This is a genomic window from Pseudomonas sp. NIBRBAC000502773 (assembly GCF_006517195.1).
Taxonomy (GTDB): domain Bacteria; phylum Pseudomonadota; class Gammaproteobacteria; order Pseudomonadales; family Pseudomonadaceae; genus Aquipseudomonas; species Aquipseudomonas marginalis.
Map to the genome: position 1 here is coordinate 1386570 of NZ_CP041189.1, position 23173 is coordinate 1409742.

Sequence of the window (23173 nt, forward strand, 5' to 3'; positions counted from 1 at the left end):
TCGGTTAAACAAGCTGCCCACTTGACATGGCTGCACGCCAGCAACGGCGTACCTTACGATAGTAGCGATTCACAGAACCGCTCAGCCAGTGGACAATGACGCAAAAGCCCCCCTCACAGGAGCCCCAGAATGTCCGTTCCAAAGACGATGTTTCAACTCAGCGGTCGTGGTTACGCAGCTGCCAACCTTGCCCATGCGACCCTCGTGATCATCGACGCTCAAAAGGAATACCTCAGTGGCCCGCTCGCCCTCTCCGGCATGGACGCGGCGGTCGGCAATATCAAGCAACTGGTCGCCGCCGCGCGCAACGCCGGGCGCCCGATCGTGCACGTGCGCCATTTGGGTACCGTGGGCGGCCTGTTTGACCCCCAGGGCGAGCGTGGTGAGTTCATCTCCGGCCTCGAACCTCAAGGTGACGAAACCATCATCGGCAAGCTGCTGCCCAGCGCCTTCCACGGCACCGGCCTGGAAAAACACCTGCAGGACCTCGGTTCCCTGGACCTGATCGTCTGCGGCTTCATGAGCCACTCCAGCGTCAGCACCACCGTGCGTGCCGCGAAGAACCTGGGGTTTCGCTGCACCCTGGTGGAAGACGCCTGTGCCACCCGCGACCTGCCTTACAAAGGTGGCATCCTGAGCGCCGAGCATGTGCAGCAGACCGAGATGGCCATCATGGCTGACAACTTTGCCACTCTCGCACTGACTAAAGACCTGATCTGATCGCCCTTCGGGTGAGCGGCGCGGCCTATTGCAGGTCCCGCTCATCCGCAAAGCCCTCTCATTTGGCGCATTTACCTCGGGTACAGGAACAACCTGTGTATCTTCCGGTCGAAGGGCCGATACCCTGGAGGAAAGGTCGGAATGAAGATATCCGATGGTTTTGACGCTCGTCGCTTGCGCCCCAAGGGCCCGAGCAACTGGCGTCTGCGCCTGGTGGCCGGCATTGCCGCGCTGCTGGCGGTAGTAGGTTTGCTGTTGACCGGCGCTGGTGGCGCCGGTTTGTTTGGCCACTCGCCGGCCCTTGGCGAACTGAATGCCAGCCCTGGCGGCTCGGCGATTCTGTTGGGGATCGGGCTGCTGGTGCTGTGGCTGGGCGTGTGGCTGTGGCGCCGCAGCCGTCGGAAGATGCGCCAGCCGTTGTCACTGAACATCGCCTCGCACCTGATGAAAAAGCACGACTGATGGCGCTTGGATAGCGTTTCCTGCGCCCCGGCCGCCGCGATTTAGGTAAACTGCCCGCCCTTCGCGGAGGCTGACATGCAAGACGACGATTTTTCCCTGTTCAAAAACGAGCTGCGCGGCGTCAAGCCGATCAAGCACGACCGCGCCGACACCGGCAAACCCAAGGCCGACCGCGCGCAGATCGCCAAGCTGCGCCAGGCTGCTACCGTGCGCACCGATGCCACCACCGTAGATGGCCTGTCAGACCAGTTCGTGATCGATGTCGGCCCCGAAGACGAGCTGATGTGGGCCCGCGACGGCGTACAGGAAAGCCAGATGCGCAAGCTCAAGGCCGGTCAGATCCCGTTCGAAGGCAGCCTCGACCTGCACGGCATGAACGTGGAGAAAGCCCGGGAAACCCTGTGGGCCTTCCTCGCCGAAGCCACCAAGTTCGAAATCCGCTGCGTGCGCGTCACCCATGGCAAGGCGGTGCGCTTGGACGGCAAGCGGCCGATGATCAAGAGCCACGTCAACACCTGGCTGCGCCAGCATGCCCAGGTGCTCGGGTTTACCTCGTGCCAGGCCCGTCATGGGGGCGCGGGTGCGGTGTATGTGATGCTCAAGCGCACGATGATGGAAGGGCGCGACGAATAAGGAATAAAAAGCCCAGCAATTGAGCTGGGCTATTGTGGTATTGCCAGTAACGTCAGTTGTCGAAAAGTTCTTTCGCTTTTTTCTCTTTCGCCAGCGAGATCACTGCCTTTTGCATGGTGATCGCAGTATCGGCTGCGCTTCTGTAAACAGCACGTTTTTCTTCTACCGAACCACTTCGAAAAAAATCTGACATGGTGGTGGATGAATATTTTTCTACGACTTCCGTAATTTCGCCTTTCATAAGGCTACTCCGGTCAAAATTTGCTCAAGTTGATCAGGATGGTAGGGCTGTATAACGAGTTCGTCAATTTCCTCAGCCGATAGGTCGATGCCGATGTACGACGCCCCGCCATCAGTGTCCTTGATGAGAACATCGACTTGAAGACGCCCCAGAAACTCACGTTTCAATCCGCACACCGTCGTTTTTGATGCATAAAACTGGCGAATGAACTCTTTGCAAGGAATGTTTCGCCCCTCAACAGTCTCCCGTGCCAACACAAATTCCCACGCCAGCTCAGGCTTCTGGTAGACGTAGATAACCTGTGCAGACCGGTTTTCCTTATCAAGGGCGCGCTGGATATTTTTCCGAGCCACGGCAAAGTTGGCCAGCGTTCCGTCCAACAGGAAAGACTGACGCTGCTGATAAACCAGGTCGACGGTCCTCTCCACATAGCAGTTACGCCACGTTGAAAAAGACTGGAGTTTGCGCCTGTGTAGTCAGGAAAGTATTCCCTGAAGTCATCTGGGTCGATTCGCAATGCACTGGATCCCCCCTCCTCCATCAAGCGAATAAATGATTTGGACACTTCTGTCTTGCCGGCACCAGGCGAGCCCGCCATAAACACTGAAACCGGATAATTTTCACCTGGGTACTTAGTCAGGCAGGCAAGTTCACGGGCAATGCGGGTCCGATTTGCTTTGGCAAAGATCAGGGCGCGCTCAGAAATACTTCGCTCCAGCGGGGTCATCACGTCCTCCTCAACGGAGGCCGACTCTAACATCGGTATCGTCCGGGAATACAACTGTCGGCGCACCTACGCTACTATGTGCGCCACATCACCCGCCGCTGTCGCGCGCCGGGCAGCGCTTCACATTGGTACAGGCATACACCGTACCGTTCTGAAACCCATACGGAAACAGTCCTGTGACATTGGAACAAAACTACACCGCGATCCTCGGCCAACTCGGCGAGGACGTCTCCCGCGAGGGCCTGCTCGACACGCCCAAGCGTGCCGCCAAGGCGATGCAGTACCTTTGCCGCGGCTATGAGCAGACACTCGAAGAAGTCACCAACGGTGCCTTGTTCAGCTCCGACAACAGCGAAATGGTGCTGGTCAAGGACATCGAGTTGTACTCGCTGTGCGAACACCACCTGCTGCCGTTTATCGGCAAGGCGCATGTGGCGTATATCCCGAGCGGCAAGGTGCTGGGCCTGTCGAAGGTCGCGCGGATTGTCGACATGTATGCGCGCCGCCTGCAGATCCAGGAAAACCTCAGCCGCCAGATCGCCGATGCGGTGATGCAAGTGACCGGTGCCCTGGGCGTGGCCGTGGTGATCGAAGCCAAGCACATGTGCATGATGATGCGCGGTGTGGAGAAACAGAATTCGTCGATGATCACTTCGGTGATGCTGGGTGAGTTCCGCGAAAACGCGGCCACCCGCAGTGAATTCCTCAGCCTGATCAAGTAACAGGCTGGGTAGGGAAAAACCGGCGTTCATCGCCGGTTTTTTTTCGCCTGCAAAATTGAGGTAAGCTGCGGCCCCTTCTTCATGGGCAAGAGGTTTCAGCCATGTTCGTCAAAGCACTTCGAGTGGGCCTCGGCCACGTCATCATCGCCGGCGACTTCCTTACCCGCCCGCGCAAAAAGCAGCGCCCTGCCGAACAACAGGCGCAGGTGAACGCAGCGGCCAAGGACCTGACCCTGTATCAATTCCACGCCTGCCCGTTCTGCGTGAAGACCCGCCGCACCCTGCACCGCCTGAATGTGCCGGTGGCGCTGAAGGATGCGAAGAACAACGAGCAGGACCGCCAGACCCTGCTGGAGCAAGGCGGCAAGATCAAGGTGCCGTGCCTGCGTATCGAAGAGAATGGCCAGACCACCTGGATGTATGACTCCAAGGTAATCATCGATTACCTGGACAAGCGTTTCGCCGCGATCTGACCGACCTGGGCAGATTCACTGTGGGAGGGGCAAGTCCCTCCCAGAGTTAGTCCAGTAGTGCCAAATCGAGATCGAGCAGCGCCGAGCCGAGGCACTTGCCATGGGCATCCAGTGCCAGCGAGCGGGTTACGCCGCCGCGCAATATCCCCGGCAGTACGAAGTTCAGCGCCTGCACATTCGGCAGTTCATGGCGCCGCACCGGGGCCGCGTCCGGCTCCAGCAGGCCGGCAAAAAAGTCGGCCACGCGCTCGGCGGTAAGCTGTTCACACAACAGCAGATAATCCTCGGCCCGGTAAGCAATGATCGAAATGTTCGAGGTATCGCCCTTATCGCCGGTACGGGAATGGGCCAGCGTGTGCAGTTTCATGCTTCGATCCTCGGGTTGACCGCGTCACGGGGCAGCAGCAATGACGCCACCGCCACCACCTGCCGTACGCTCTTGCTGGCACCGCCGCCGCCGGACGGGCCGTTGGTGTAGAGGGTTTCCACTTCATTGCCAACCCGCACCGCTTCGCTGCGTTCTTCACAGCGGGCCGCCACGCGCAGGCGCACTTCCCAGGGCTCTACGCTGCTGCGCGGACCGTGCAGCGAGTCCATGCCGATCAGTTCGGCGCGTACGTCCTGCATCTTCACACCCATCAGTTGCAAACGCTTGAGTACGACATCCCGCGCCAGCTGCGCCCGTGCGACCGCGCCGGGACCGCCGTAGGACATTTGCCCTTCGCCAATCCAGCCATCCAGGTAACCGACGCTCACCTTCAACTGCTCGGGCCGTGCGCGGCCAGCAGCACCGTGGGCACGTACCCGATCAACGCCCTCCTCATCAAACCCCACCTGGGAAAAATCGGCAGTCACGTCCGGGGTGAGATACGCCGCAGGATCATGCACTTCGTAGATCAACTGCTCGGTGCAGGTGGCACGACTGACCCGCCCACCGGAGCCTGCCACCTTGGTGATCACGGCCTCACCCTCGGCATCGATTTCAGCCAACGGAAAGCCCAGGCGTGCGAGGTCATCCACATCCTTGAAACCGGGATCGGCAAAATAGCCGCCGCTGACCTGCCCGGCACACTCCAGCAGATGCCCGACCAACGTGCCGCGCCCCAGGCGCTGCCAATCATCCGCTGCCCAGCCGAACGCAAACATCTGCGGCGCCAGGAACAGCGACGGGTCGGCCACCCGCCCGGTGATCACCACATCGGCGTCGGCGCGCAAGGCATCAAGAATGCCGTCGACGCCCAGGTAGGCATTCGCGGAAATCAGTCGCTTGCCGAGTGAACCCACGGTCCGGCCGTTATCCAGTACTTGCTCGGGGCGCAAGACGTCCAGCACGTCATCGCCGACCACCGCCACCACCTTGAGGGCCAGGCCCAGCTCATGGGCAATCCGCCGCACTTCAAGCGCCGCCGACACCGGGTTGGCCGCGCCCATATTGGTGATCACCCGCAGGCGGCGGCGCCCTTCATGCTGGCCGACAAAGGGCAACACCCGGCGCATGCGCTCACTGAGCAGCGGGTCATAACCCCCCTGTGGATCGCTGATTCGTGCCTGTTGTGCCAAGGCGATGGTGCGTTCGGCCAGGCACTCGAACACCAGGTAATCCAGGTCGCCCAGCTCGGCCAGTTCCACGGCAGGTTCGATACGGTCGCCGGAATAGCCGGCACCGGAACCGATGCGCAAGGTTTTCATCTCAAATCACTCCCAGGAGCAACGCGGTCAGGGTCATCAACACCGACGCGGCAAACAGAAAAGGGATGGTGAAGCGCTGGTGATCGGCCAATTCGATCTTACACAGGCCCACCAACAGGAAGGTCGCCGGGGTCAGCGGGCTGACCGGAAAACCGGTGGTGTGCACGCCCAGTAACGACGCCTGGGCCACTTGCAACGGGTCGACGCCCAGGGCCTTGCCGACTTCGGCGATCACCGGCATTACGCCGAAATAATAGGAATCGGGGTCGAACAGCATGCTCAGCGGCATGGAAATAAAGCCCACCACTGCCGGAATCAGCTTGCCGTGGCCGGCCGGAATCTGCGCCACCGCCACTTCGGCGATGGCCTTGAGCATGCCGGTGCCTTGCATGATGCCGGTGAACACCCCGGCGGCGAGCAGGATACTGGCCATGGTCAGGGCGGTTTTAGCATGGGCATCGATGCGGGCGCGCTGGGCGTCCACGTTCGGGTAGTTGATGCACAGCGCTGCCACGGTGCCGAGCATGAACATCACCACCGGGTCGACCCAGCCGGCGATCATTACCACCATGACCAGCACGGTCAGGATCAGGTTGACCCAGAACAGGCGTGGGCGGCGCAGCTTGATGTCGTCGTCGCTGAGCACCCGTTGCGGCACGGCGTCCACGCTGGAGCCGGCGCCCAGGCCCAGGCGTTTTTCTTCTCGCCGGCCCAGCCACCAGGCGCAGGCGAAGACGAAGATCAGGCCGACGATCTGCACCGGGATCAGCGGCTGGAACAGGTCCGCCACCGGCACGTGCAAGGCCGCCGAAGAGCGTAGCACCGGGCCGGTCCACGGCAGGAAATTGACTCCGGCCGCCATCGCGCAGACACAGGCGAGGATGCGTTTGTCGATGCCCAGCCGCGTATACAACGGCAGCATCGCCGGCACCGTCACCAGAAAGGTCACGGCACCGGAACCGTCCAGGTGCACCAACAGGGCAAGGGTCGCAGTCCCAACGACAATCCGTGTAGGACGTGTCCCTACAGTACGCAGGATGCGATCAATGATGGGGTCGAGCATGCCGGCATCGGTCATGATCCCGAAAAACAGGATCGCGAACACAAACATGCCCACCACGGGGGCGACGTTCTTGATGCCGGTAATGATGAAGGCACTGGTTTGCAGGCCGAACCCACCGAGCAGCGCGGCAATGATCGGCAAGGCGATCAGGGCCACCAGTGGCGAAAGGCGTTTGCTCATGACGGCAGCGAGCAGGCACAGGATGGTAATGACACCCAGGGTTGCGAGCATGGGTTACTCCAGAGCGGCCTTGGTGGCCGGTTATTGTTTTCCCTGGAGTATTGGAAGCGCGTTACTCTTTGTAAATTGGAATGTTCAGCCAGTCATATTCGTAAAAACAAAACGCTCGAGAACAACAACAATGAAAAATTCGATCCAGCACATTCAGGCGTTCCTTGCGGTGGCCCGCACCGGCAGCTTTATCAAGGCCGCCCATGAGCTGCATCTTTCGCCTTCGGCACTCACCGTGCAGGTGCAACAACTGGAAGACTGGCTCGGCGTCGCCCTGCTCGACCGCAGCCCCCGGCATGTGAGCATCACCGCTGCCGGCCAGGACGCGCGCGGGCCGATGGAAAAACTGCTGCTGGACCTGGACAACATCGTCACCGGCTCCCGCGACCTCGCGGCCTTGCGCCGTGGCGTGGTCACCCTCGCGGCCCTGCCGTCGGTCTGCGCCGGCGCCCTGCCGCCGGCCCTGCGTCTGTTTCGCGAGCGTTTTGCCGGGATCGAAGTACGCCTGCAGGACCTGGTGGCCCATCGCATTCATGCTCAGGTGCGTGCAGGCGAAGTGGATTTCGGTATTGGCGTACGGGCGCGGCTAAGCCATGGCCTGGAGTTCACCCCGGTGCTGAATGATCGATTGTGTGCGTTCGTACCGCTGGATCACCCCCTCGCCCACCATCGCCAATTGACCCTGGAGCAGCTGGCGGACCAGCCGATCATCCTCACCGGCCGCGACAGCAGCGTACGCGAGCAAGTCGATGGGCTGTTCGATGAGACGCGGTTGACGATGAACGCCGGGATGGAGGCCAACTACATGTCGACGGTACTGGCGCTGGTGCGTCAGGGGCTGGGGATCAGCGTACTGCCGGAGTCGGCGGCGGACAGCCTGGAGGGGTTGAAGCGCATCCACATCGATCATCCCGGGGTGAACCGCGAGATCGGCTTGATCAGTCGTAGCGGGATGGGATTGAGCCCGGCGGCGCAGCGCTGTTTCGACCTGCTGAACGATGAATTATCTGGCACGGCATCGAGCTGAATGTGGGAGGGGCAAGTCGAATCGTCGCACCGCCCTCCCACCGTTTTTGGCCGTGGTGATCAGTCGAGCATGGCCACATGCCTGGGATGGCTGGCCACGCGCTTCAACCAGGCCTGCACCGCCGGGTAAGGCGTCAGGTCAAACCCACCTTCATGGGCCACATGGGTGTAGGCATACAGCGCAATATCGGCAATCGAATACTGCTCGCCCACCAGATATGGCGTGGTTTGCAGCTGACGCTCCATGACCTTCAGAGCCTTGTAACCGCGCTTGTGGGTGGTCTTGTATTCCTCCAGGCGATCTTCCGGCATGTTCAGGTAGAACTGGATAAACCGCGCCACCGCAATGTACGGCTCATGGCTGTACTGCTCGAAGAACTGCCATTGCAGCACTTGCGTGCGCAGGCGCGGTTCGGTGGGCAGGAATTCGCTGCCATCGGCAAGGAAGTTGAGGATCGCGTTGGACTCCCACAGGCAGGTGCCATCTTCCAGTTCCAGCACCGGGATCTTGCCGTTGGGGTTCTTGGCCAGGAATTCAGGGGTCTCGGTATCGCCGTTGAGGATGTCGATATCCACCCATTGATACGGGATGCCCAGCAGGTTGAGCATCAATTTGACCTTGTAGCAGTTGCCCGACTTGTAATCGCCATAAACCTTGTACATGGGGCTCCCCTTATGCCGCTTGCGCGTGCTGTGCTTGACGGACCACCGCGGCCAGGCGTTTGAGCCCTTCGTCCAGGCGGGCCGGGTCGATATGGCTGAAATTGAGTCGCAGTGAGCCTAAATGCTGGTCCGGCTCGGAAAAGAACGGTTCACCGGGCATGAACGCGACGTCCTGATCGAGCGCAGGTGCCAACAAAGTGCGGGTATCGAGCGGCTGTTTCAAGGTCAGCCAGAAGAATAATCCGCCCTGGGGCACTTGCCAGTCGGCCAGTTCGCTGAAGTGGCGTTGTAATGCAGCCTGGAATGCGTCGCGGCGCTCGCGGTAGAAACTGCGCAGTTCCACCAGGTGTTGCTGGTATTTCTGCGTGCCGATCCACTGCATGGCCTGCCACTGGCCGACGCGATTGGTGTGCAGGTCCGCCGATTGCTTGAGCTTGAGCAGGTGCGGGAACAGGTCCGGGCTGGCGATCAGGTACCCCACGCGCAGGCCGGGCAGCAACGTCTTGGAGACCGTGCCGGTGTAGATCCAGCTGGCTTTTTTCAAGCGGCCGACGATGGGTTGCGCACTGCCGCCGTCGAAGGTCAGCTCACGGTAGGGTTCGTCTTCGATCAGGGTCACGCCGAACTCATCGAGCAAGGCGGCGACGGCCTCGCGCTTGGCTTCGCTGTAACGCACGGCCGAAGGGTTCTGGAACGTCGGGATCAGGTAGACGAACGCCGGGCGATGGCGTTCGAGATTGGTGCGCAGGCTGGCCAGGTCGGGGCCATCGGCTTCCAGTTGCACGCTGAGGCAGTCAGCGCCGAACAGCTGGAAGATCTGCAGGGCGGCCAGGTAGGTCGGGCCTTCCAGCAGGATCCTGGTGCCTTTGTCGATATACAGCTTGGCCGCCAGGTCCAGGGTTTGCTGGGAACCGCTGACCACCAGCACCTGGCTGGCCTGGCACGGCACACCCCACCCACGCGCCTCGGCGGCGAGCAGTTCACGTAACTGCGGCTCGCCTTCGCTCATGCCGTATTGGCCGATGTTGAGCGGCATATCATCCCAGTCCAGCGCCGGCAGCATGGCTTCGGCCGGCAGGCCACCGGCGAACGACATCACTTCCGGGCGCTGGGCGGCCGCGAGGATTTCACGGATCAAGGAGCTTTTGAGGCGCGTAACACGTTCAGAGAAGGCCATAAGGTCACCGCTAGCGAAGCCTGTGGGAAATACGTCAAACTGGTTGACCGAAATTACGACAGCTTGAGTGGATACGTCAACATGCTTGACCTTAAAAGCCAAAGCAGCCAGCAACAAGCCATGGAAGCGTTCTTCTTCGGTTACCAGGCGTTCACTGCCAAGGCCGATGAAATGCTTGAGCGCCGTGGGCTGAGCCGCGTGCACCAGCGCATCGTGTTTTTTATCGCGCGCTACCCGGCGTTGAGCGTCAAGGAACTGCTGGAATTGCTCGGTGTGAGCAAGCAGGCGCTGAACATGCCCCTGCGCCAATTGCAGGAAATGCACCTGGTGGACAGCGTTGCGTCGGAGACCGACAAGCGCAAACGCCTGCTGGAATTGACCGAGGAAGGCCTGCGTTTCGAGCAATCGCTGCGCCGCGAACAGGTGAAGTTGTTGCAGCGCGCCTTCGCCGAAGCGGGCGAAGAAGCGGTAAACGGTTGGCTCGCAGTCAACCAGGCGCTTGCAGGCCAGCCTTGATCCTCGGTGGCGCCCTCGCTTTGCCTTTCATCCTTTTCATGCAGAAAATAGAAAACATTATTTGCTTTCTTTGTATACAAAAGCATAATTCGCTTCGTGCGAGTTCCTGACCCATTGGTCAACAAAACCCGCCGGTACCTCACAGCGCCCCGCGCTGGACATAACAATAAAATGCTTGAGGAGTACTCGCTGTGGATAGCCGCAAATCCGAAGCCTCGCCGCTGGACCTTGCCCCCTCACAGAACGGCTGGCTCGAACGCCTGTTCAAACTGCGCCTGCATGGCACCACAGTGAAGACCGAGCTGATCGCCGGGCTCACCACCTTCATCACCATGGCCTACATCATCTTCGTCAACCCCAACATCATGGCCGACGCCGGTATCGATCACGGCGCGGCGTTCGTCGCCACCTGCATCGCCGCCGCCCTGGGCTGCCTGCTGATGGGGCTGTACGCCAACTGGCCGGTGGGCCTGGCGCCGGGCATGGGCCTGAATGCGTTTTTCACCTACACCGTGGTCGGCACCATGGGCTACCACTGGGAAACCGCGCTGGGTGCGGTGTTTATTTCCGGGGTGCTGTTCATGGGCCTGACGCTCTCGCGGGTGCGTGAATGGCTGCTCAACAGCATTCCGGTCAGCCTGCGCCACGCCATGGGCGCCGGCGTCGGGCTGTTCCTCGGGGTGATCGGCCTGAAAACCGCCGGCATTATCGTCGACAGCCCGGCCACGCTGATCAAGCTCGGTTCGCTGCACGAGCCGGCGCCACTGCTGGCGGCGGTGTGTTTCCTGCTGATCGCAATCCTCAGCTACCACCGGGTGTTCGGCGCGATCCTCATCAGCATCATCGCCGTGACCCTGGCCGGCTGGTCCCTCGACCTGGTGCACTACAACGGCATTCTCTCCACGCCACCGAGCCTGGCGCCGACCTGGATGGCCATGGACATAAAAGGTGTATTCAATGTCAGCATGATCAGCGTGGTATTTGCTTTCCTGTTTGTGCACATGTTTGACACTGCGGGTACACTGATGGGCGTTGCGCAACGCGCCGGGCTGGTCAACGCCGACGGCAGGATCGATAACCTGTCCCGCGCCCTCAAGGCTGACAGCGCTTCGAGTGTGTTCGGTGCCATGGTGGGCGTGCCGCCGGTGACCAGCTACGTGGAAAGCGCTGCCGGGGTGGCCGCAGGCGGTCGTACCGGGTTGACAGCGGTGACGGTCGGCGTGTTGTTTGTGGCGGCCATGTTCTTCGCACCGCTGGCGGGCATGATCCCGGCGTATGCCACCGCCGGCGCGCTGATCTATGTGGCGATGCTGATGATGGCGAGCATGGCCCATATCAATTGGGATGAGGCCACCGACAGCATCCCGGCCATCGTGACTGCGATCATGATGCCGTTGACCTTCTCGGTCGCCGACGGGATCGCCCTGGGCTTTATCACCTATGTGGCGCTCAAGGCCGGCACCGGTAAGTACCGCGAGATTTCCGTAAGCCTGTGGGTGCTGTGCGCGATCTTTATCGCCAAGTTCGTCTTTCTATAGAAAAGGAGCATGCAATGAGTCTGGAAACCTGGCTGCTGTTCAGCGGCGCTGCGCTGGTGGTGATCCTGATCCCAGGGCCGCTGTCGTTGCTGATGATCAGCAACAGCCTGAACTACGGCCTGCGCCGCTCGTACCCGGCATTTCTCGGTGGGGTGATTGCCTCGATCTGCCTGTTGAGCGCGTCGGCCCTGGGCCTGGGCGCCTTGCTGCTGGCTTCGGAACAACTCTTCAGCGCGTTGAAGATCGTCGGCGCGCTCTATTTGTTCTACCTCGCCTGGCAGAGCTGGCAGCAATCGCGCCAGCCGTCCCACGGCGCGACCGTCCCGGAGGCGGCGCCGGTGCCGCGTTTTCGCGCGCTGTTCGGCCGCGCCTTTGTGCTGGGGGCCAGCAACCCCAAGGACATCCTGTTTTTCGCCGCCTTCCTGCCGCAGTTCCTCAGCAGCCAGCAGCCGTTCCTGCCGCAATTGCTGATCATGATCGCCACCTGGACGCTCCTCGACCTGCTGTGCAAACTCGCCTACGGTCTCGGCGCCCATGGCGCTGCGCGCTACCTGCGCAGCGGCAGCGGCCAAAACTGGTTCAACCGCGTCAGTGCCGCGCTGTTCGGCTGCGCCGGCGTCGCCTCGCTGCTCAAGGCACGTGCGGGCTCAGTTTGACGAAGTAAACGCTGGGTGCCAGGTCCCCCAGCACCGGCCACTGGATGCCTGCGACGATCCGAACCAGGCGCTGTTCCTCCATCGCCCCGCTGACCGTGGCGGCCAGGACGGAATCCCGGTGCGAACGGATGGCGGCCTGGAGCCACCGGTCAGTGAGCCGCTTGTTCAACGCCACCGAACCGCGCTCGAACCACTGATAGGTCACGTAGTACAGGTTGTTCGAATGGGGATGGGTGGCAACCAGTTCAGGCACGAGGATCTTGCCGCGCCGCACACGCCATTCGTGAAGGCTGAAGCCCTGCTGCTCCAGCACGGTCCTGACGGCCTCCCGCTGCAGCGTCTTGCGCGCTTCGGAGACCTGCGCACCACCGGCTTTGAGTGCCGGCGCGAGCGCCACCGGCGAACTGAAATCGACGCGGGTGAAACCCGGCGCCTTACCTTCATAGCCAATGAACAGATTGGCGCCCCGCGTTTGCGTGGGCCGCAGCAGGTTCAGCAAATCATCGGTCTGGCCCAGCCTCACAGGGTTGGGGGTCAACCAGTTGTCCAGGGTGGCCCGCAGGTTGAGCAAATGGCTGGCTGTGACCGAGCGCGAGGAGTCGGCCAACTCAATCACCCTGGCAATCGCAGACGCCTGGCTTTGCCGCGTAATCCCCGGAAACGCCCTGCCCACCTGTGGCTCCAGCGGCCCGTCGAACAACGGCGCGTGCAATTGCCACTCCCCCGATGGCAGGCGCGACACCGGAATCGGCTGCTCCTGCAGCGCGCTGCCGGTCCAGCGCTCGATATCCACCTGGGCCTTTGAAACCAGCGGCTCGTTCCTGGCAATAAAGCCGAGCGTGCTTAACGGCGCGTGATCCCCCTGGTGAAGCAACCGGTAATAACCAACGCCCGATTGCGTCGCGGTGTCATACCTGGAACCGATGTAGATAGCGTCGTAGGGAAAACCGGGCGGTTCCAGATGCACATGAAACACCCCGGAAGCCGGCGGACTCGTCGCCTGGGCCTCAGGCACCTGGGTACGCCAACTGAACCAGTAGTCCGCCGGCGCGGCGGACTGAAGAATACGGTTGTGGGTGGCCATCGGTGCCGTGGGCGGTCGCCAGCCTGGCGCTCGGGCAGTTGCCGGCCACGGGGTGAGCGTCGCCGAACTCGGCCCGGCCACGGGTGCATCCGCCCCCAGCAGCCACTCCCGGGGCTCATGGACCGTCAGGATCAACTCATCGACGCCCGGCGCCTGCCGGTTCTTCAGGCGGAAATACGCTTCGTCGCCACGTCGGTAAACCGGGTAGTGGTGCGTGTCGTCCACCATGAAGTACTCGCCATGTTTGACGTAGATGCCCTTTTCGCCCGGTCCCTTCAACGCCACGGCCTCCTGCGGCGTACCCTGGGCTTTGAAGCGCTCCAGGGGCTTGAGCCGCGCGACCCTCGATGGCGACGGCTCCAATGGGGCGACCCGGCCCAACGTCGAGACGCTCGCGCGGTGGATACGATTCAAGCCGGCGCCCATGGAACGGACTGCCGGGCTCGCCACGGCTCCCGGCTTCAGCTTGGGGCCGGGGAAAAACGTCAGTAACAGGTCTATCGTCAAAAACACCGTGCCAAACGCCACATCCACCGCATCCCGCGCCTCACCATAGCGGTGATAACGCCGCGAGGTGAGCAGCAACTCGTACAGCTGGTTACCCAGGCTGAAAAACGGCACCACCACCGACAACAACGCCCGCCGACGCGTGTCACGTTGCGCCTCCAGGTGCTGTTCGCGGTAGCGCTGCAACGCCTGGCCCGAATGACTGTACGCCTGGGCCTGGCGGTGCAACTCAAGCACCCGCGCCCGGTACAACAGGGCCTGGGCATCGGCGTGGGACGTCGGGACCCAGGCCAGCCAGTTCAGCGGGTCGCTGGCGATTTGCTCAAGCAGTTGCTGTTCAATCTCCTCGACACGCGCCGCGGGCACCAGGTGCTTGATTTTGAATGAGCGAACGAAATCAGCCGCGCGCCAGAGCCCCTGCAGCATGATCGCACCCGGCAGCAGATTACTCGGCTGAAAAAAACCAGCTTGCTCGTGCACCGCGCCCGGGTGATGGGCGATGGCTTCAAACGCCCAGCCCGGCGCAACATGCCGGGCCAGGGCGCTGACGTAATCGGGCAACGTCCCGACACGATTGAGGTGCTCATGGGCCTCTTGCAGGCTGGCGTACTCAGTGATGTGCTGCACATCCGGCGCAGTGGGCCAGTAGACCACGCAGCGTTGCGACAGAAGGTCGTGAATCAGCAGGATGCCGGCGATATAGCGATCGTGCTGCAGGGTATGGCCCACCAGATGCACCACGTGCAGTTGCAACTGATCGCCGTGTGCAAGCAAATCCGCGGGCACACGGGCAGCCATTGCCGTGTTGAAAAAACGTTGGGCACTCGCAGTCAGCCCCTGCTGAATCGCCGAATGGAGATCCGCCTCGATACCCGCCTGCAAGGCCCGCCTGAGCAGCTCCTGGACACGTGCGTCGCTCAGCCGGTGCGCAGCGGCATCGGGGGGATAAAACGCACGATTGATCAAGGCTTCGTAGCGCCCGCCTATATCCAGCGAGGACACCATGCCGATCAGGTAACGCGGGCTCAGTTGCTGCCGCCAGGCCGGTTGCAGGTACTGGGCATAACGGAAGCGCCACCAGGTGGACATCATCTGCGGGTCGAGGTTGTGCAGTGCCAGTTGCAGCAGGCTCAAGCGCGAACGCTCAGCACTGGGCGCCAGGACTTCCTTGCGATCGCCGACCGTACAGCTGCTTTCCCAACCGCAGAAGCGGCCATCGACCCGGTCGGGCATTTCGATAAACGGAGTGTCGATGTCCAGCTGCGGCGGCAGGCCGTCCTCACGCAAGCGCGCGATCAAAAGGCGGCGGGCGAAGCTGTGCAGATCCGGCAAACGCTGCCCGAGGCGCTCTTCATAGGCCAGGACGCTGCCCAGGTAGCGGCTTTGCAGGTACTTGAAACGGTTGCGTTGCGCCACCGTCGCCTCGGCCAGCCAGCCCGGCAATCTGTGTTTGGCTGCTGCCGCCTTGCGCACCAGATCGACCTGGGCCCGTGCTTGAATGAGGGCATCGCTGACCGGCGCGTCGAGGTGCTTCTCCAACTCGACGGCCAACAGCGCGCGAGTCAATTGGACATCCCGGGTTTCACTGAAAATATTCGCGCTGCCATCAAACCCGCGCTGCAGGCGCAGGTACCCCTTCATCAGCCTTTTGAGCGCAAGCAAGACAGGATTACCCTCGATGACCTCATAGCGCACCGCCAGGGTTTGATTGGCCACCTGTTCACGTATGGCATTGCGCTGCGGCCGCTCGATGTAGCGCCACAGCACAGACCCGTCACGGCTGTTGAGGCTGGCCTCGATGCCCAGTGACAAGGCTTCGAGGCTGGCAAACGTCGCCACGCCACCCTCGCGCCCCAACGCGCACAGCACCACCGGCACCCGTCGTTGCGGATCGTTGAGCGCCGTGCTGCGGGTCACCGCAAATACGCTGTGCAGAGGCTCAAAGGCGTCGGCGCTGCCCACCAGCACGGACAGCACGCGGGTATCGCTGCCGGCGCGCTTGCTGGCCAGCGGCGTATCCAGCACATCCACCAGCAGGTCGCGATGGACTGCGCGGATCAATTGGAGCCGATGCAGCAAGAGGATGTCGGCGCGCAGCACAGCAGTCCACCCGTCGATGAGCGCGTTCAGGCGCCTGGCTTGACCGACGGGGCGCGCCTTCCAGAAGGCGGGGTCGAACAGTTGCAATTGCGCGCCGTGCAGCAGCGTGTGCAGGGTGTCCGCGTGCACCTTGCGCCGCTGCTCCAACACGACGAAATCGTCAAAGGCCTGGGTATCCGCCCTGACGTCCTGCGGGTCGAGCAATCCCATCAGGCCTTTTTCATACCGTTTGAGCTGTTGCAGCGCCGTGTTAACGGGCAGGTGCGCGGCGGTGCTGGCGAACAGGATGTCCTTGCGCCGCCGATGCTGATCCCAGCCCTGCAACGTCCGGCGAAGGCTGCCCAGGCGCGCCTTGCCCACCCAGTGTCGGCGCGCGCGTTCGATATAGGCGAGCAACCGCGCGGCATTCATCTCCAGCGGCTCGCGCGTGGCGGAAAACACCTGCGCAAGGTTGATCGACATCCCACAGGCCAACTCGTTTTCCCATTGCCCCTCCAGCACCGCCTGCGCGCTGTATGCCAGCGCATCGCCCCTCAATGCCACACCGCGTCCGGGCGCCGCCGCCGCGTCTTCGGGCCGGCATACCTCATGCCGGCGCCGCAGCGGCAGGCACTGCCAGAGGTCGTCGAACGAGGCGCCATTGATCAATGCCACCAGGCCACACTGCAAGTGGGCGAACGACGGATATTCGTAGTAGTTGCGGCGGGCGCCCGGCAGGTACATCACGTGCGGCCCGCCCGCCGGGTCGCCCTCGCGATAAATATGCAGGGCGCCGGGGATCGGCATCAGCCGCGGCCCCACGCCCGGCCACATCAACTCACTGGCCTGGACGCTGGCCCACAGCTCACCGGCGCGTCGGCGCGCTTCGGCCGTCGGAGCGTCCACCAGCGCCTGGACCATGCCCATCGCCTCCTCCGACAGCTCGTCCAACTGCCGCGCCACAAAAGCCTGGTCGGCGAACTGCTGCTTGTGCAAAGCCGCCCAGCACTCCTGGCGCGTCAGCCAGGAACCCGGCACCAGCGCCTGCCAATAGGCGCTGTGCACCTGGGCAAGCCGAGCCGAAAGGTTGAGCGCAATCACCCGGCGCAACGCCTCCAGCGGCGTAAACGGCAGCTGGCGTGCCGGCTCGGCCTTGAGGCTCACAGCGGTGAACTGATTGAGGTTGATCGGCACCGCAGGCAGCACCATCAGCCGTAGCGCGCGATCGGTCAGACTGTCGACCTGCTGCGCGGCTGCCGGCGGCTTGGGTTCGGTGAAGAGCAGGCCGTCCGGGTCCAGGTCAAAGGCCTTGCGCAGCTCGGCGCGAATCACCCGCAGCACCTTGGGCGCATGCAGGATCAGGCGGGACTGGTGTTTGGCCGACTGGGCGCAGCGCAGGTCGGCAATGGCCAGCCAATTGATCAACAGGCTGGGATGGGGGCTGCGGTTGATGGACCGGGTCAGTTGGCGACGCATGGCCTGCAACGCATCGTCGTCGGCCATATCGGGATCGGTAGGTGAAGTCACGGCGGTATCTTCGTCGAGGAAAACCCTAGCCTATGCAGCGCAAACGCCCAGGGGGCGCTAGATAATTGACGGGTGCCGCGCACAAAAAAAAGCCCGCAGTGTGGGCGGGCGAAAAACCAACGAAGAGCTTGGGGGTGTAACCAGGTGACGACTCAGCTACCGCGATAGGTGGAGTAGCTGTAGGGCGAAATCAGCAGGGGCACATGGTAGTGATCCTGTTCGGCGCTGATGCCGAAGCGCAATACCACCACATCCAGGAAGGCCGGCTCCGGTAATTGCACACCGCGGGCGCGGTAGTAATCGCCGGCGCTGAATTGCAATTGGTAGACACCGCTGCGGTAGTCATCACCTTGCAGTAACGGCGCGTCGCAGCGGCCATCGCTGTTGGTCAGCGCAGTGGCGACCAGTTCCAGCTGCGCGCCGTCGACGCGGTACAGCTCAACCTGGATGGCGCTGCCGGGGCAGCCGTGGGCTGCGTCGAGTACGTGTGTCGTCAGTCGTCCCATGGGGCGGGCTCCCTTGCATGAAGTGAAATAGGCTGCACCTTTACGGGGCATCAAAAAGCCGCTGATGGGCCGATTAAGACACTTTTAATAAAAATTGTACACAATAAAAATTACAAAGTTTCGTACATGCTCCGATGCCTCGATCCTCGGCGGGAATTCCCAGCAAGCCTTGCTTTTAAAAGACCTTTTGTCCGTTTACTGACCAATCGGGCAAGTTTCTTGCAGTGCTGAACGGCGGCAACTCCACGGAAAAAATGCGGAAATACAGGCTTACAAAGTGACCATTAAGTTGTATACAATCAGCCCATCGCTGTGACGCCACCCAGTCTTTCCGCTGGCCGCCACACACTTGCTACCACGAACAAGAAGGAAGACTGCAGTGAGCGCTGACTACCCACGCGACCTGATCGGTTACGGCAGTAACCCTCCTCACCCCCACTGGCCGGGCAAGGCACGCATCGCCTTGTCGTTCGTACTCAACTACGAAGAAGGCGGCGAGCGCAACATTCTGCACGGTGACAAAGAGTCCGAAGCCTTCCTTTCGGAAATGGTCTCGGCCCAGCCGCTGCAGGGCGAGCGCAACATGAGCATGGAGTCGCTGTACGAATACGGCAGCCGGGCCGGCGTGTGGCGCATCCTCAAGTTGTTCAAGGAATTCGACATTCCTTTGACCATCTTCGCCGTGGCCATGGCTGCCCAGCGTCACCCGGATGTGATCCGCGCCATGGTCGACGCCGGCCACGAGATCTGCAGCCACGGCTACCGCTGGATCGACTACCAATACATGGACGAGGCCCAGGAGCGCGAGCATATGCTCGAAGCCATCCGCATCCTCACCGAACTCACCGGCGAACGCCCGTTGGGCTGGTACACCGGGCGCACCGGCCCCAACACGCGGCGGCTGGTGATGGAGGAAGGCGGCTTCCTCTACGACTGCGACACCTACGACGACGACCTGCCCTACTGGGAACCCAACACTCCCAACGGCAAGCCGCACCTGGTGATCCCCTACACCCTGGACACCAACGATATGCGCTTCACCCAGGTGCAGGGTTTCAACAAGGGCGATGACTTTTTCGAGTACCTGAAAGACGCATTCGATGTGCTGTATGCCGAAGGCGCCGAGGCACCGAAGATGCTGTCCATCGGCCTGCACTGCCGCCTGATCGGCCGCCCGGCGCGCCTGGCCTCGTTGAAGCGCTTTATCGAATACGCCAAGGGCCATGACCAGGTGTGGTTCACCCGCCGCGTCGACATCGCCCGCCACTGGCATGACGTACACCCTTTTCAGGGAGCGGCCAAATGACTGCTTTCCAGACCTTGAAACCCTCGACCTTGAGCCGCGACGCCTTCGTCCAGGCCTTCGCCGACATCTACGAACATTCGCCATGGGTGGCCGAAAAGGCCTTCGACCTGGGCCAGGACGCCTCGATCGACCAGATCGAAACCCTGCACCAGCGCATGAGCGACATCCTGTTGAGCGCCGATCACGCCAGTCAACTGGCGTTGATCAACGCTCACCCGGACCTGGCCGGCAAAGCGGCCGTCCAGGGCCAACTCACCCAAGCCAGCACCGATGAGCAAGCTGGCGCGGGGATTCACCACTGCACGGCCGAAGAGTTCTCACGCTTCACCGAGCTGAACGATGCCTACAAGGCCAAGTTCAAGTTTCCCTTCATCATGGCGGTAAAAGGCAGCAACCGGCATCAGATCCTGGCCGCGTTCGAAACCCGCATTCACAACTCGGTAGACGCTGAGTTCAAATGCGCACTGGCCGAGATCAACAAGATCGCGTTGTTCCGTTTACTGACCCTCTAAACGACCATCCCCAGCCACTCTATTTAAGGCAGACAAGAAGAATGAAAGCTTACGCCGTACCTTTCGAAAAGTTCGTCAACCTGGCCGACGCCCGCCTGGGTACCAAGATCATCTCCGTGACAGATGACTGGTTCGCCGACGCCAACCGCCTGTTCCAGCCGACCCCGGCCGTGTGGAAGGAGGGCGTTTTCGATGACAACGGCAAGTGGATGGACGGCTGGGAGTCACGCCGCAAGCGCTTCGAAGGCTACGACAGCGCAGTGATCCGCCTGGGCGTACCGGGCTCGATCAAGGGCGTGGACATCGACACTTCATTCTTCACCGGCAACTATCCGCCGTCGGCCTCCCTGGAAGCCTGCTTCCTGGCCTCGGGCGAGCCTGACGACAACACCCAGTGGGTAGAAGTCCTGTCGGCCGTCGAGCTGCAAGGCAACAGCCACCACTACCACGAGATCAGCAACGACCAGGCGTTCAGCCACCTGCGTTTCAACATCTACCCGGATGGCGGCGTGGCCCGTCTGCGTGTGTACGGCGTGCCGTTCCGCGACTGGTCGGCAGTGGGCGACAACGAACAGATCGACCTGGCTGCTGCATTAAACGGTGGTCGCGCACTGGCGTGTTCCGACGAGCACTTCGGCCGCATGAGCAACATCCTCAACCCGGGCCGTGGCATCAACATGGGCGATGGCTGGGAAACTGCCCGTCGTCGCACACCCGGCAATGACTGGGTGATCGTAGCCCTGGGGCATCCCGGCGAAATCGAGAAGATCATCGTCGACACCCTGCACTTCAAGGGCAACTACCCGGACACCTGCTCGATCCAGGGCGCCTTCGTGAAGGGCGGCACCGACAGCCAGATCGAAACCCAGTCGCTGTTCTGGCGCGAACTGCTGCCGGCACAGAAACTGGAAATGCACGCCGAACACACCTTCGCCGAGCAGATCAAGGCGCTGGGGCCGATCACCCATATCCGCCTGAACGTGTTCCCGGATGGCGGTGTGAGTCGCCTGCGCGTGCTGGGTAAAGTCTCCAGGTAAACGCTGAATCCTGTGGCAAAAGAGCTTGTTGTGGTGAGTGGGCTTGTCGAATCGTCGCACCGCCCGCGTTGGGGCGCGAAGCGACCCTGGAAGCAGACACCGCGTTTTCACAGAAGAAACGCAGTGATCTTGTTGGGGCCGCTTCGCAGCCCAGCGCGGGCAAGCCCGCTCACCACATAAGCTCATTGCCACACACAAAATAGTTTTAACAACACAGAATTCGGATAAGAGACAGCCATGCGCACACTGATGATCGAACCCCTGACCAAAGAAGCCTTCGCCCCTTTCGGAGACGTTATCGAAACCGACGGCAGCGATCACTTCATGATCAACAACGGGTCGACCATGCGCTTTCACAAGCTGGCAACGGTAGAAACCGCACAGCCTGAAGACAACGCGATCATCAGCATCTTCCGCGCCGACGCGCTGGATATGCCGCTGACCGTGTGCATGCTGGAGAGACACCCGCTGGGCAGCCAGGCCTTCATTCCGCTGCTCGGCAACCCCTTTCTGATCGTGGTCGCGCCACTTGGCGATGCACCTGTATCAGGCTTGGTCCGCGCCTTCGTCACCAACGGCAGGCAGGGCATCAATTACCATCGCGGCGTCTGGCACCACCCGGTGCTGACGATCGAAAAGCGGGATGACTTCCTGGTGGTTGATCGCAGTGGCACAGGCAATAACTGCGATGAGCATTTTTTCAAAGAGGATGAGCGGTTGATCCTCGCCCCCCACCAATAAGAGAAGGCCGGATCACCCGACAACAAGGGTGACAGGCGAGAGGTAAAGACTGTGGAAGCACATCTGTTGGAATGGCTGAACCTCAGCGTGCGCTGGGTTCACATGATCACTGGCGTCGCCTGGATCGGCGCTTCGTTCTACTTCGTCTGGCTGGAAAACAACCTCAACCGCGTCAACCCCAAGGACGGCCTGTCCGGTGACTTGTGGGCGATCCACGGTGGCGGTATCTACCACCTGGAAAAATACAAACTGGCCCCGCCAACCATGCCGGACAACCTGCACTGGTTCAAATGGGAAGCCTATTTCACCTGGATGTCGGGCGTCGCGCTGCTGTGCGTGGTGTTCTACCTCAACCCGACGCTGTACCTGCTCGCCCCCGGCAGCAGCCTCAGTGGCGGCGAAGGCGTCTTGCTGGGCATCGGCTCACTGTTCGCCGGCTGGTTCATCTACTCCTTCCTCTGCGACTCGGCCCTGGGCAAACGCCCTGCCCTGCTCGGCTTGATCCTGTTCGTGCTGTTGATTGCCGCCGCGTACGGCTTCAGCAAAGTGTTCAGCGGCCGTGGTGCGTACCTGCACGTGGGCGCGGTGATCGGCACCATCATGGTCGGTAACGTGTTCCGCATCATCATGCCGGCGCAGCGCGCGTTGGTGGCGGCGATCGCCGAGCACCGCACGCCCGATCCTGCCCTGCCGGCCAAGGGTCTGCTGCGCTCACGGCACAACAACTACTTCACCCTGCCGGTGCTGTTCATCATGATCAGCAACCACTTCCCGAGCACCTACGGCAGCCAATACAACTGGTTGATCCTCGCCGGGATCGCGGTGGCGGCGGTGTTGGTGCGGCACTACTTCAACACGCGGCATAACAGCCAGAAGTATGCGTGGACCTTGCCCGTGGGTGCGTTGGCCATGATTTGCCTGGCGTATGTGACCGGGCCCAAGCCGGCCGAACCGATTGCCAAGGCACCGGCGGCCATCGAGTACCAACCGTTGCCGGAAACCGCATTGGGCGGTGGCTTGAAACCCGCCGCGCCGGCAGCTCCGGCCGCCGCACCTGCGCCTGCCCAGGCGACGATTGATTTCGACAAGGTCCACGGGGTGATCCAGGAGCGTTGCGCCGTGTGCCATTCGGCCAAGCCCACCAGCCCGCTGTTCAGCACCGCACCGGCCGGGGTGATGTTCGATACCCCGGCGCAGATCCAGCAACAGGCGGCGCGCATCCAGGCGCAGGCCGTGGCGAGCCAGATCATGCCGTTGGGCAACATCACCCAGATGACCCAGCAGGAGCGGGATTTGATTGGCACCTGGATCAATCAGGGGGCGCGTACCAACTGACA

Annotated in this window: 22 protein-coding genes and 1 pseudogene; 14 read left to right on the forward strand and 9 right to left on the reverse strand. The window is 61.8% G+C overall.

Annotation, left to right across the window (positions count from 1 at the left end; all coding sequences use genetic code 11):
* Positions 1-129 precede the first annotated feature (129 nt).
* From NIBR502773_RS06295 to NIBR502773_RS06305, 3 genes are all read left to right on the forward strand, one after another.
* Positions 130-720: a cysteine hydrolase family protein gene (locus NIBR502773_RS06295; protein ID WP_115486801.1), complete on the forward strand. Its 591-nt coding sequence runs from the start codon at positions 130-132 to the stop codon at positions 718-720.
* A 141-nt stretch (positions 721-861) separates the two neighbouring features.
* Positions 862-1182 (forward strand): hypothetical protein, encoded by a 321-nt coding sequence (locus NIBR502773_RS06300; protein WP_027603931.1) that lies wholly within the window; start codon positions 862-864, stop codon positions 1180-1182.
* 75 nt (positions 1183-1257) lie between these two features.
* Positions 1258-1815 carry a Smr/MutS family protein gene (locus NIBR502773_RS06305; protein ID WP_016976371.1) on the forward strand — a complete coding sequence of 186 codons (558 nt, stop codon included), beginning with the start codon at positions 1258-1260 and terminating at the stop codon, positions 1813-1815.
* A 52-nt stretch (positions 1816-1867) separates the two neighbouring features.
* Here NIBR502773_RS06305 and NIBR502773_RS06310 read toward each other — a convergent pair whose 3' ends face one another.
* Entirely contained in the window at positions 1868-2056 is a 189-nt protein-coding gene (locus NIBR502773_RS06310) for a hypothetical protein (RefSeq protein WP_065926615.1), read from the reverse strand.
* Positions 2053-2816: pseudogene (locus NIBR502773_RS31240) on the reverse strand (zeta toxin family protein). The gene NIBR502773_RS06310 and the pseudogene NIBR502773_RS31240 overlap by 4 nt, the downstream one beginning before the upstream one ends.
* Before the next feature lie 143 nt (positions 2817-2959).
* Here NIBR502773_RS31240 and folE point away from each other — a divergent pair.
* Both folE and NIBR502773_RS06325 read left to right on the forward strand, forming a co-directional pair.
* Positions 2960-3505 carry a GTP cyclohydrolase I FolE gene (gene folE / locus NIBR502773_RS06320; RefSeq protein WP_019826593.1) on the forward strand — a complete coding sequence of 182 codons (546 nt, stop codon included), beginning with the start codon at positions 2960-2962 and terminating at the stop codon, positions 3503-3505.
* Between the two features lie 101 nt (positions 3506-3606).
* Complete coding sequence (locus NIBR502773_RS06325) at positions 3607-3978, forward strand: glutathione S-transferase N-terminal domain-containing protein (RefSeq protein WP_027603930.1); 372 nt, start codon at positions 3607-3609, stop codon at positions 3976-3978.
* A gap of 46 nt (positions 3979-4024) precedes the next feature.
* Here NIBR502773_RS06325 and NIBR502773_RS06330 read toward each other — a convergent pair whose 3' ends face one another.
* From NIBR502773_RS06330 to NIBR502773_RS06340, 3 genes are read right to left on the reverse strand one after another with little or no spacing between them, the layout of a single operon-like run.
* Positions 4025-4345, reverse strand: a complete 321-nt coding sequence (locus NIBR502773_RS06330; protein WP_115486800.1) for a hypothetical protein — start codon at positions 4343-4345, stop codon at positions 4025-4027.
* A complete protein-coding gene (locus NIBR502773_RS06335) occupies positions 4342-5667 on the reverse strand; it encodes an acyclic terpene utilization AtuA family protein (protein WP_115486799.1) in 1326 nt (441 codons plus the stop codon). Before NIBR502773_RS06335 ends, NIBR502773_RS06330 begins: the two co-directional genes overlap by 4 nt.
* Position 5668: 1 nt before the next feature.
* Positions 5669-6961 carry a CitMHS family transporter gene (locus NIBR502773_RS06340; protein ID WP_115486798.1) on the reverse strand — a complete coding sequence of 431 codons (1293 nt, stop codon included), beginning with the start codon at positions 6959-6961 and terminating at the stop codon, positions 5669-5671.
* Between the two features lie 130 nt (positions 6962-7091).
* On the opposite strand from NIBR502773_RS06340, the gene NIBR502773_RS06345 reads away from it, so the two are divergent.
* Positions 7092-7988, forward strand: a complete 897-nt coding sequence (locus NIBR502773_RS06345; RefSeq protein ID WP_027603926.1) for a LysR family transcriptional regulator — start codon at positions 7092-7094, stop codon at positions 7986-7988.
* Positions 7989-8047: 59 nt separating this feature from the next.
* On the opposite strand, the gene NIBR502773_RS06350 is transcribed toward NIBR502773_RS06345, so the two are convergent.
* Both NIBR502773_RS06350 and NIBR502773_RS06355 read right to left on the reverse strand, forming a co-directional pair.
* A complete protein-coding gene (locus tag NIBR502773_RS06350) occupies positions 8048-8650 on the reverse strand; it encodes a glutathione S-transferase family protein (RefSeq protein WP_027603925.1) in 603 nt (200 codons plus the stop codon).
* A gap of 10 nt (positions 8651-8660) precedes the next feature.
* Positions 8661-9827 (reverse strand): PLP-dependent aminotransferase family protein, encoded by a 1167-nt coding sequence (locus tag NIBR502773_RS06355; protein WP_141155669.1) that lies wholly within the window; start codon positions 9825-9827, stop codon positions 8661-8663.
* Between the two features lie 81 nt (positions 9828-9908).
* Between NIBR502773_RS06355 and NIBR502773_RS06360 the strand changes: the two genes are divergently transcribed.
* The 3 genes from NIBR502773_RS06360 (at position 9909) to NIBR502773_RS06370 (ending at position 12537) form a co-directional block, all read left to right on the forward strand.
* A complete protein-coding gene (locus NIBR502773_RS06360; protein ID WP_115486795.1) occupies positions 9909-10343 on the forward strand; it encodes a MarR family winged helix-turn-helix transcriptional regulator in 435 nt (144 codons plus the stop codon).
* A gap of 191 nt (positions 10344-10534) precedes the next feature.
* The gene (locus NIBR502773_RS06365) at positions 10535-11881 is read left to right on the forward strand and encodes an NCS2 family permease (protein ID WP_065940515.1); all 1347 of its coding nucleotides are present in this window, start codon (positions 10535-10537) and stop codon (positions 11879-11881) included.
* Between the two features lie 14 nt (positions 11882-11895).
* Positions 11896-12537 (forward strand): LysE family translocator, encoded by a 642-nt coding sequence (locus tag NIBR502773_RS06370; protein WP_141155670.1) that lies wholly within the window; start codon positions 11896-11898, stop codon positions 12535-12537.
* Here the strand turns inward: NIBR502773_RS06370 and NIBR502773_RS06375 are convergent.
* Complete coding sequence (locus NIBR502773_RS06375) at positions 12512-17734, reverse strand: dermonecrotic toxin domain-containing protein (RefSeq protein ID WP_141155671.1); 5223 nt, start codon at positions 17732-17734, stop codon at positions 12512-12514. The two genes, NIBR502773_RS06370 and NIBR502773_RS06375, sit on opposite strands and share 26 nt — an antisense overlap.
* A gap of 152 nt (positions 17735-17886) precedes the next feature.
* On the reverse strand, positions 17887-18240 hold the full coding sequence (gene uraH / locus NIBR502773_RS06380) for a hydroxyisourate hydrolase (protein ID WP_065927242.1): 354 nt from the start codon (positions 18238-18240) through the stop codon (positions 17887-17889).
* Positions 18241-18619: 379 nt separating this feature from the next.
* On the opposite strand from uraH, the gene puuE reads away from it, so the two are divergent.
* From puuE to NIBR502773_RS06410, 5 genes are all read left to right on the forward strand, one after another.
* A complete protein-coding gene (puuE, locus tag NIBR502773_RS06390) occupies positions 18620-19546 on the forward strand; it encodes an allantoinase PuuE (protein WP_141155672.1) in 927 nt (308 codons plus the stop codon).
* Positions 19543-20058 carry a 2-oxo-4-hydroxy-4-carboxy-5-ureidoimidazoline decarboxylase gene (uraD, locus tag NIBR502773_RS06395; protein WP_115486791.1) on the forward strand — a complete coding sequence of 172 codons (516 nt, stop codon included), beginning with the start codon at positions 19543-19545 and terminating at the stop codon, positions 20056-20058. Before puuE ends, uraD begins: the two co-directional genes overlap by 4 nt.
* A gap of 41 nt (positions 20059-20099) precedes the next feature.
* Positions 20100-21095 (forward strand): allantoicase, encoded by a 996-nt coding sequence (gene alc / locus NIBR502773_RS06400; protein ID WP_115486790.1) that lies wholly within the window; start codon positions 20100-20102, stop codon positions 21093-21095.
* Between the two features lie 237 nt (positions 21096-21332).
* Complete coding sequence (locus tag NIBR502773_RS06405) at positions 21333-21836, forward strand: ureidoglycolate lyase (RefSeq protein ID WP_027603915.1); 504 nt, start codon at positions 21333-21335, stop codon at positions 21834-21836.
* A 51-nt stretch (positions 21837-21887) separates the two neighbouring features.
* The gene (locus tag NIBR502773_RS06410) at positions 21888-23171 is read left to right on the forward strand and encodes a urate hydroxylase PuuD (protein WP_141155673.1); all 1284 of its coding nucleotides are present in this window, start codon (positions 21888-21890) and stop codon (positions 23169-23171) included.
* Positions 23172-23173: the final 2 nt, after the last annotated feature.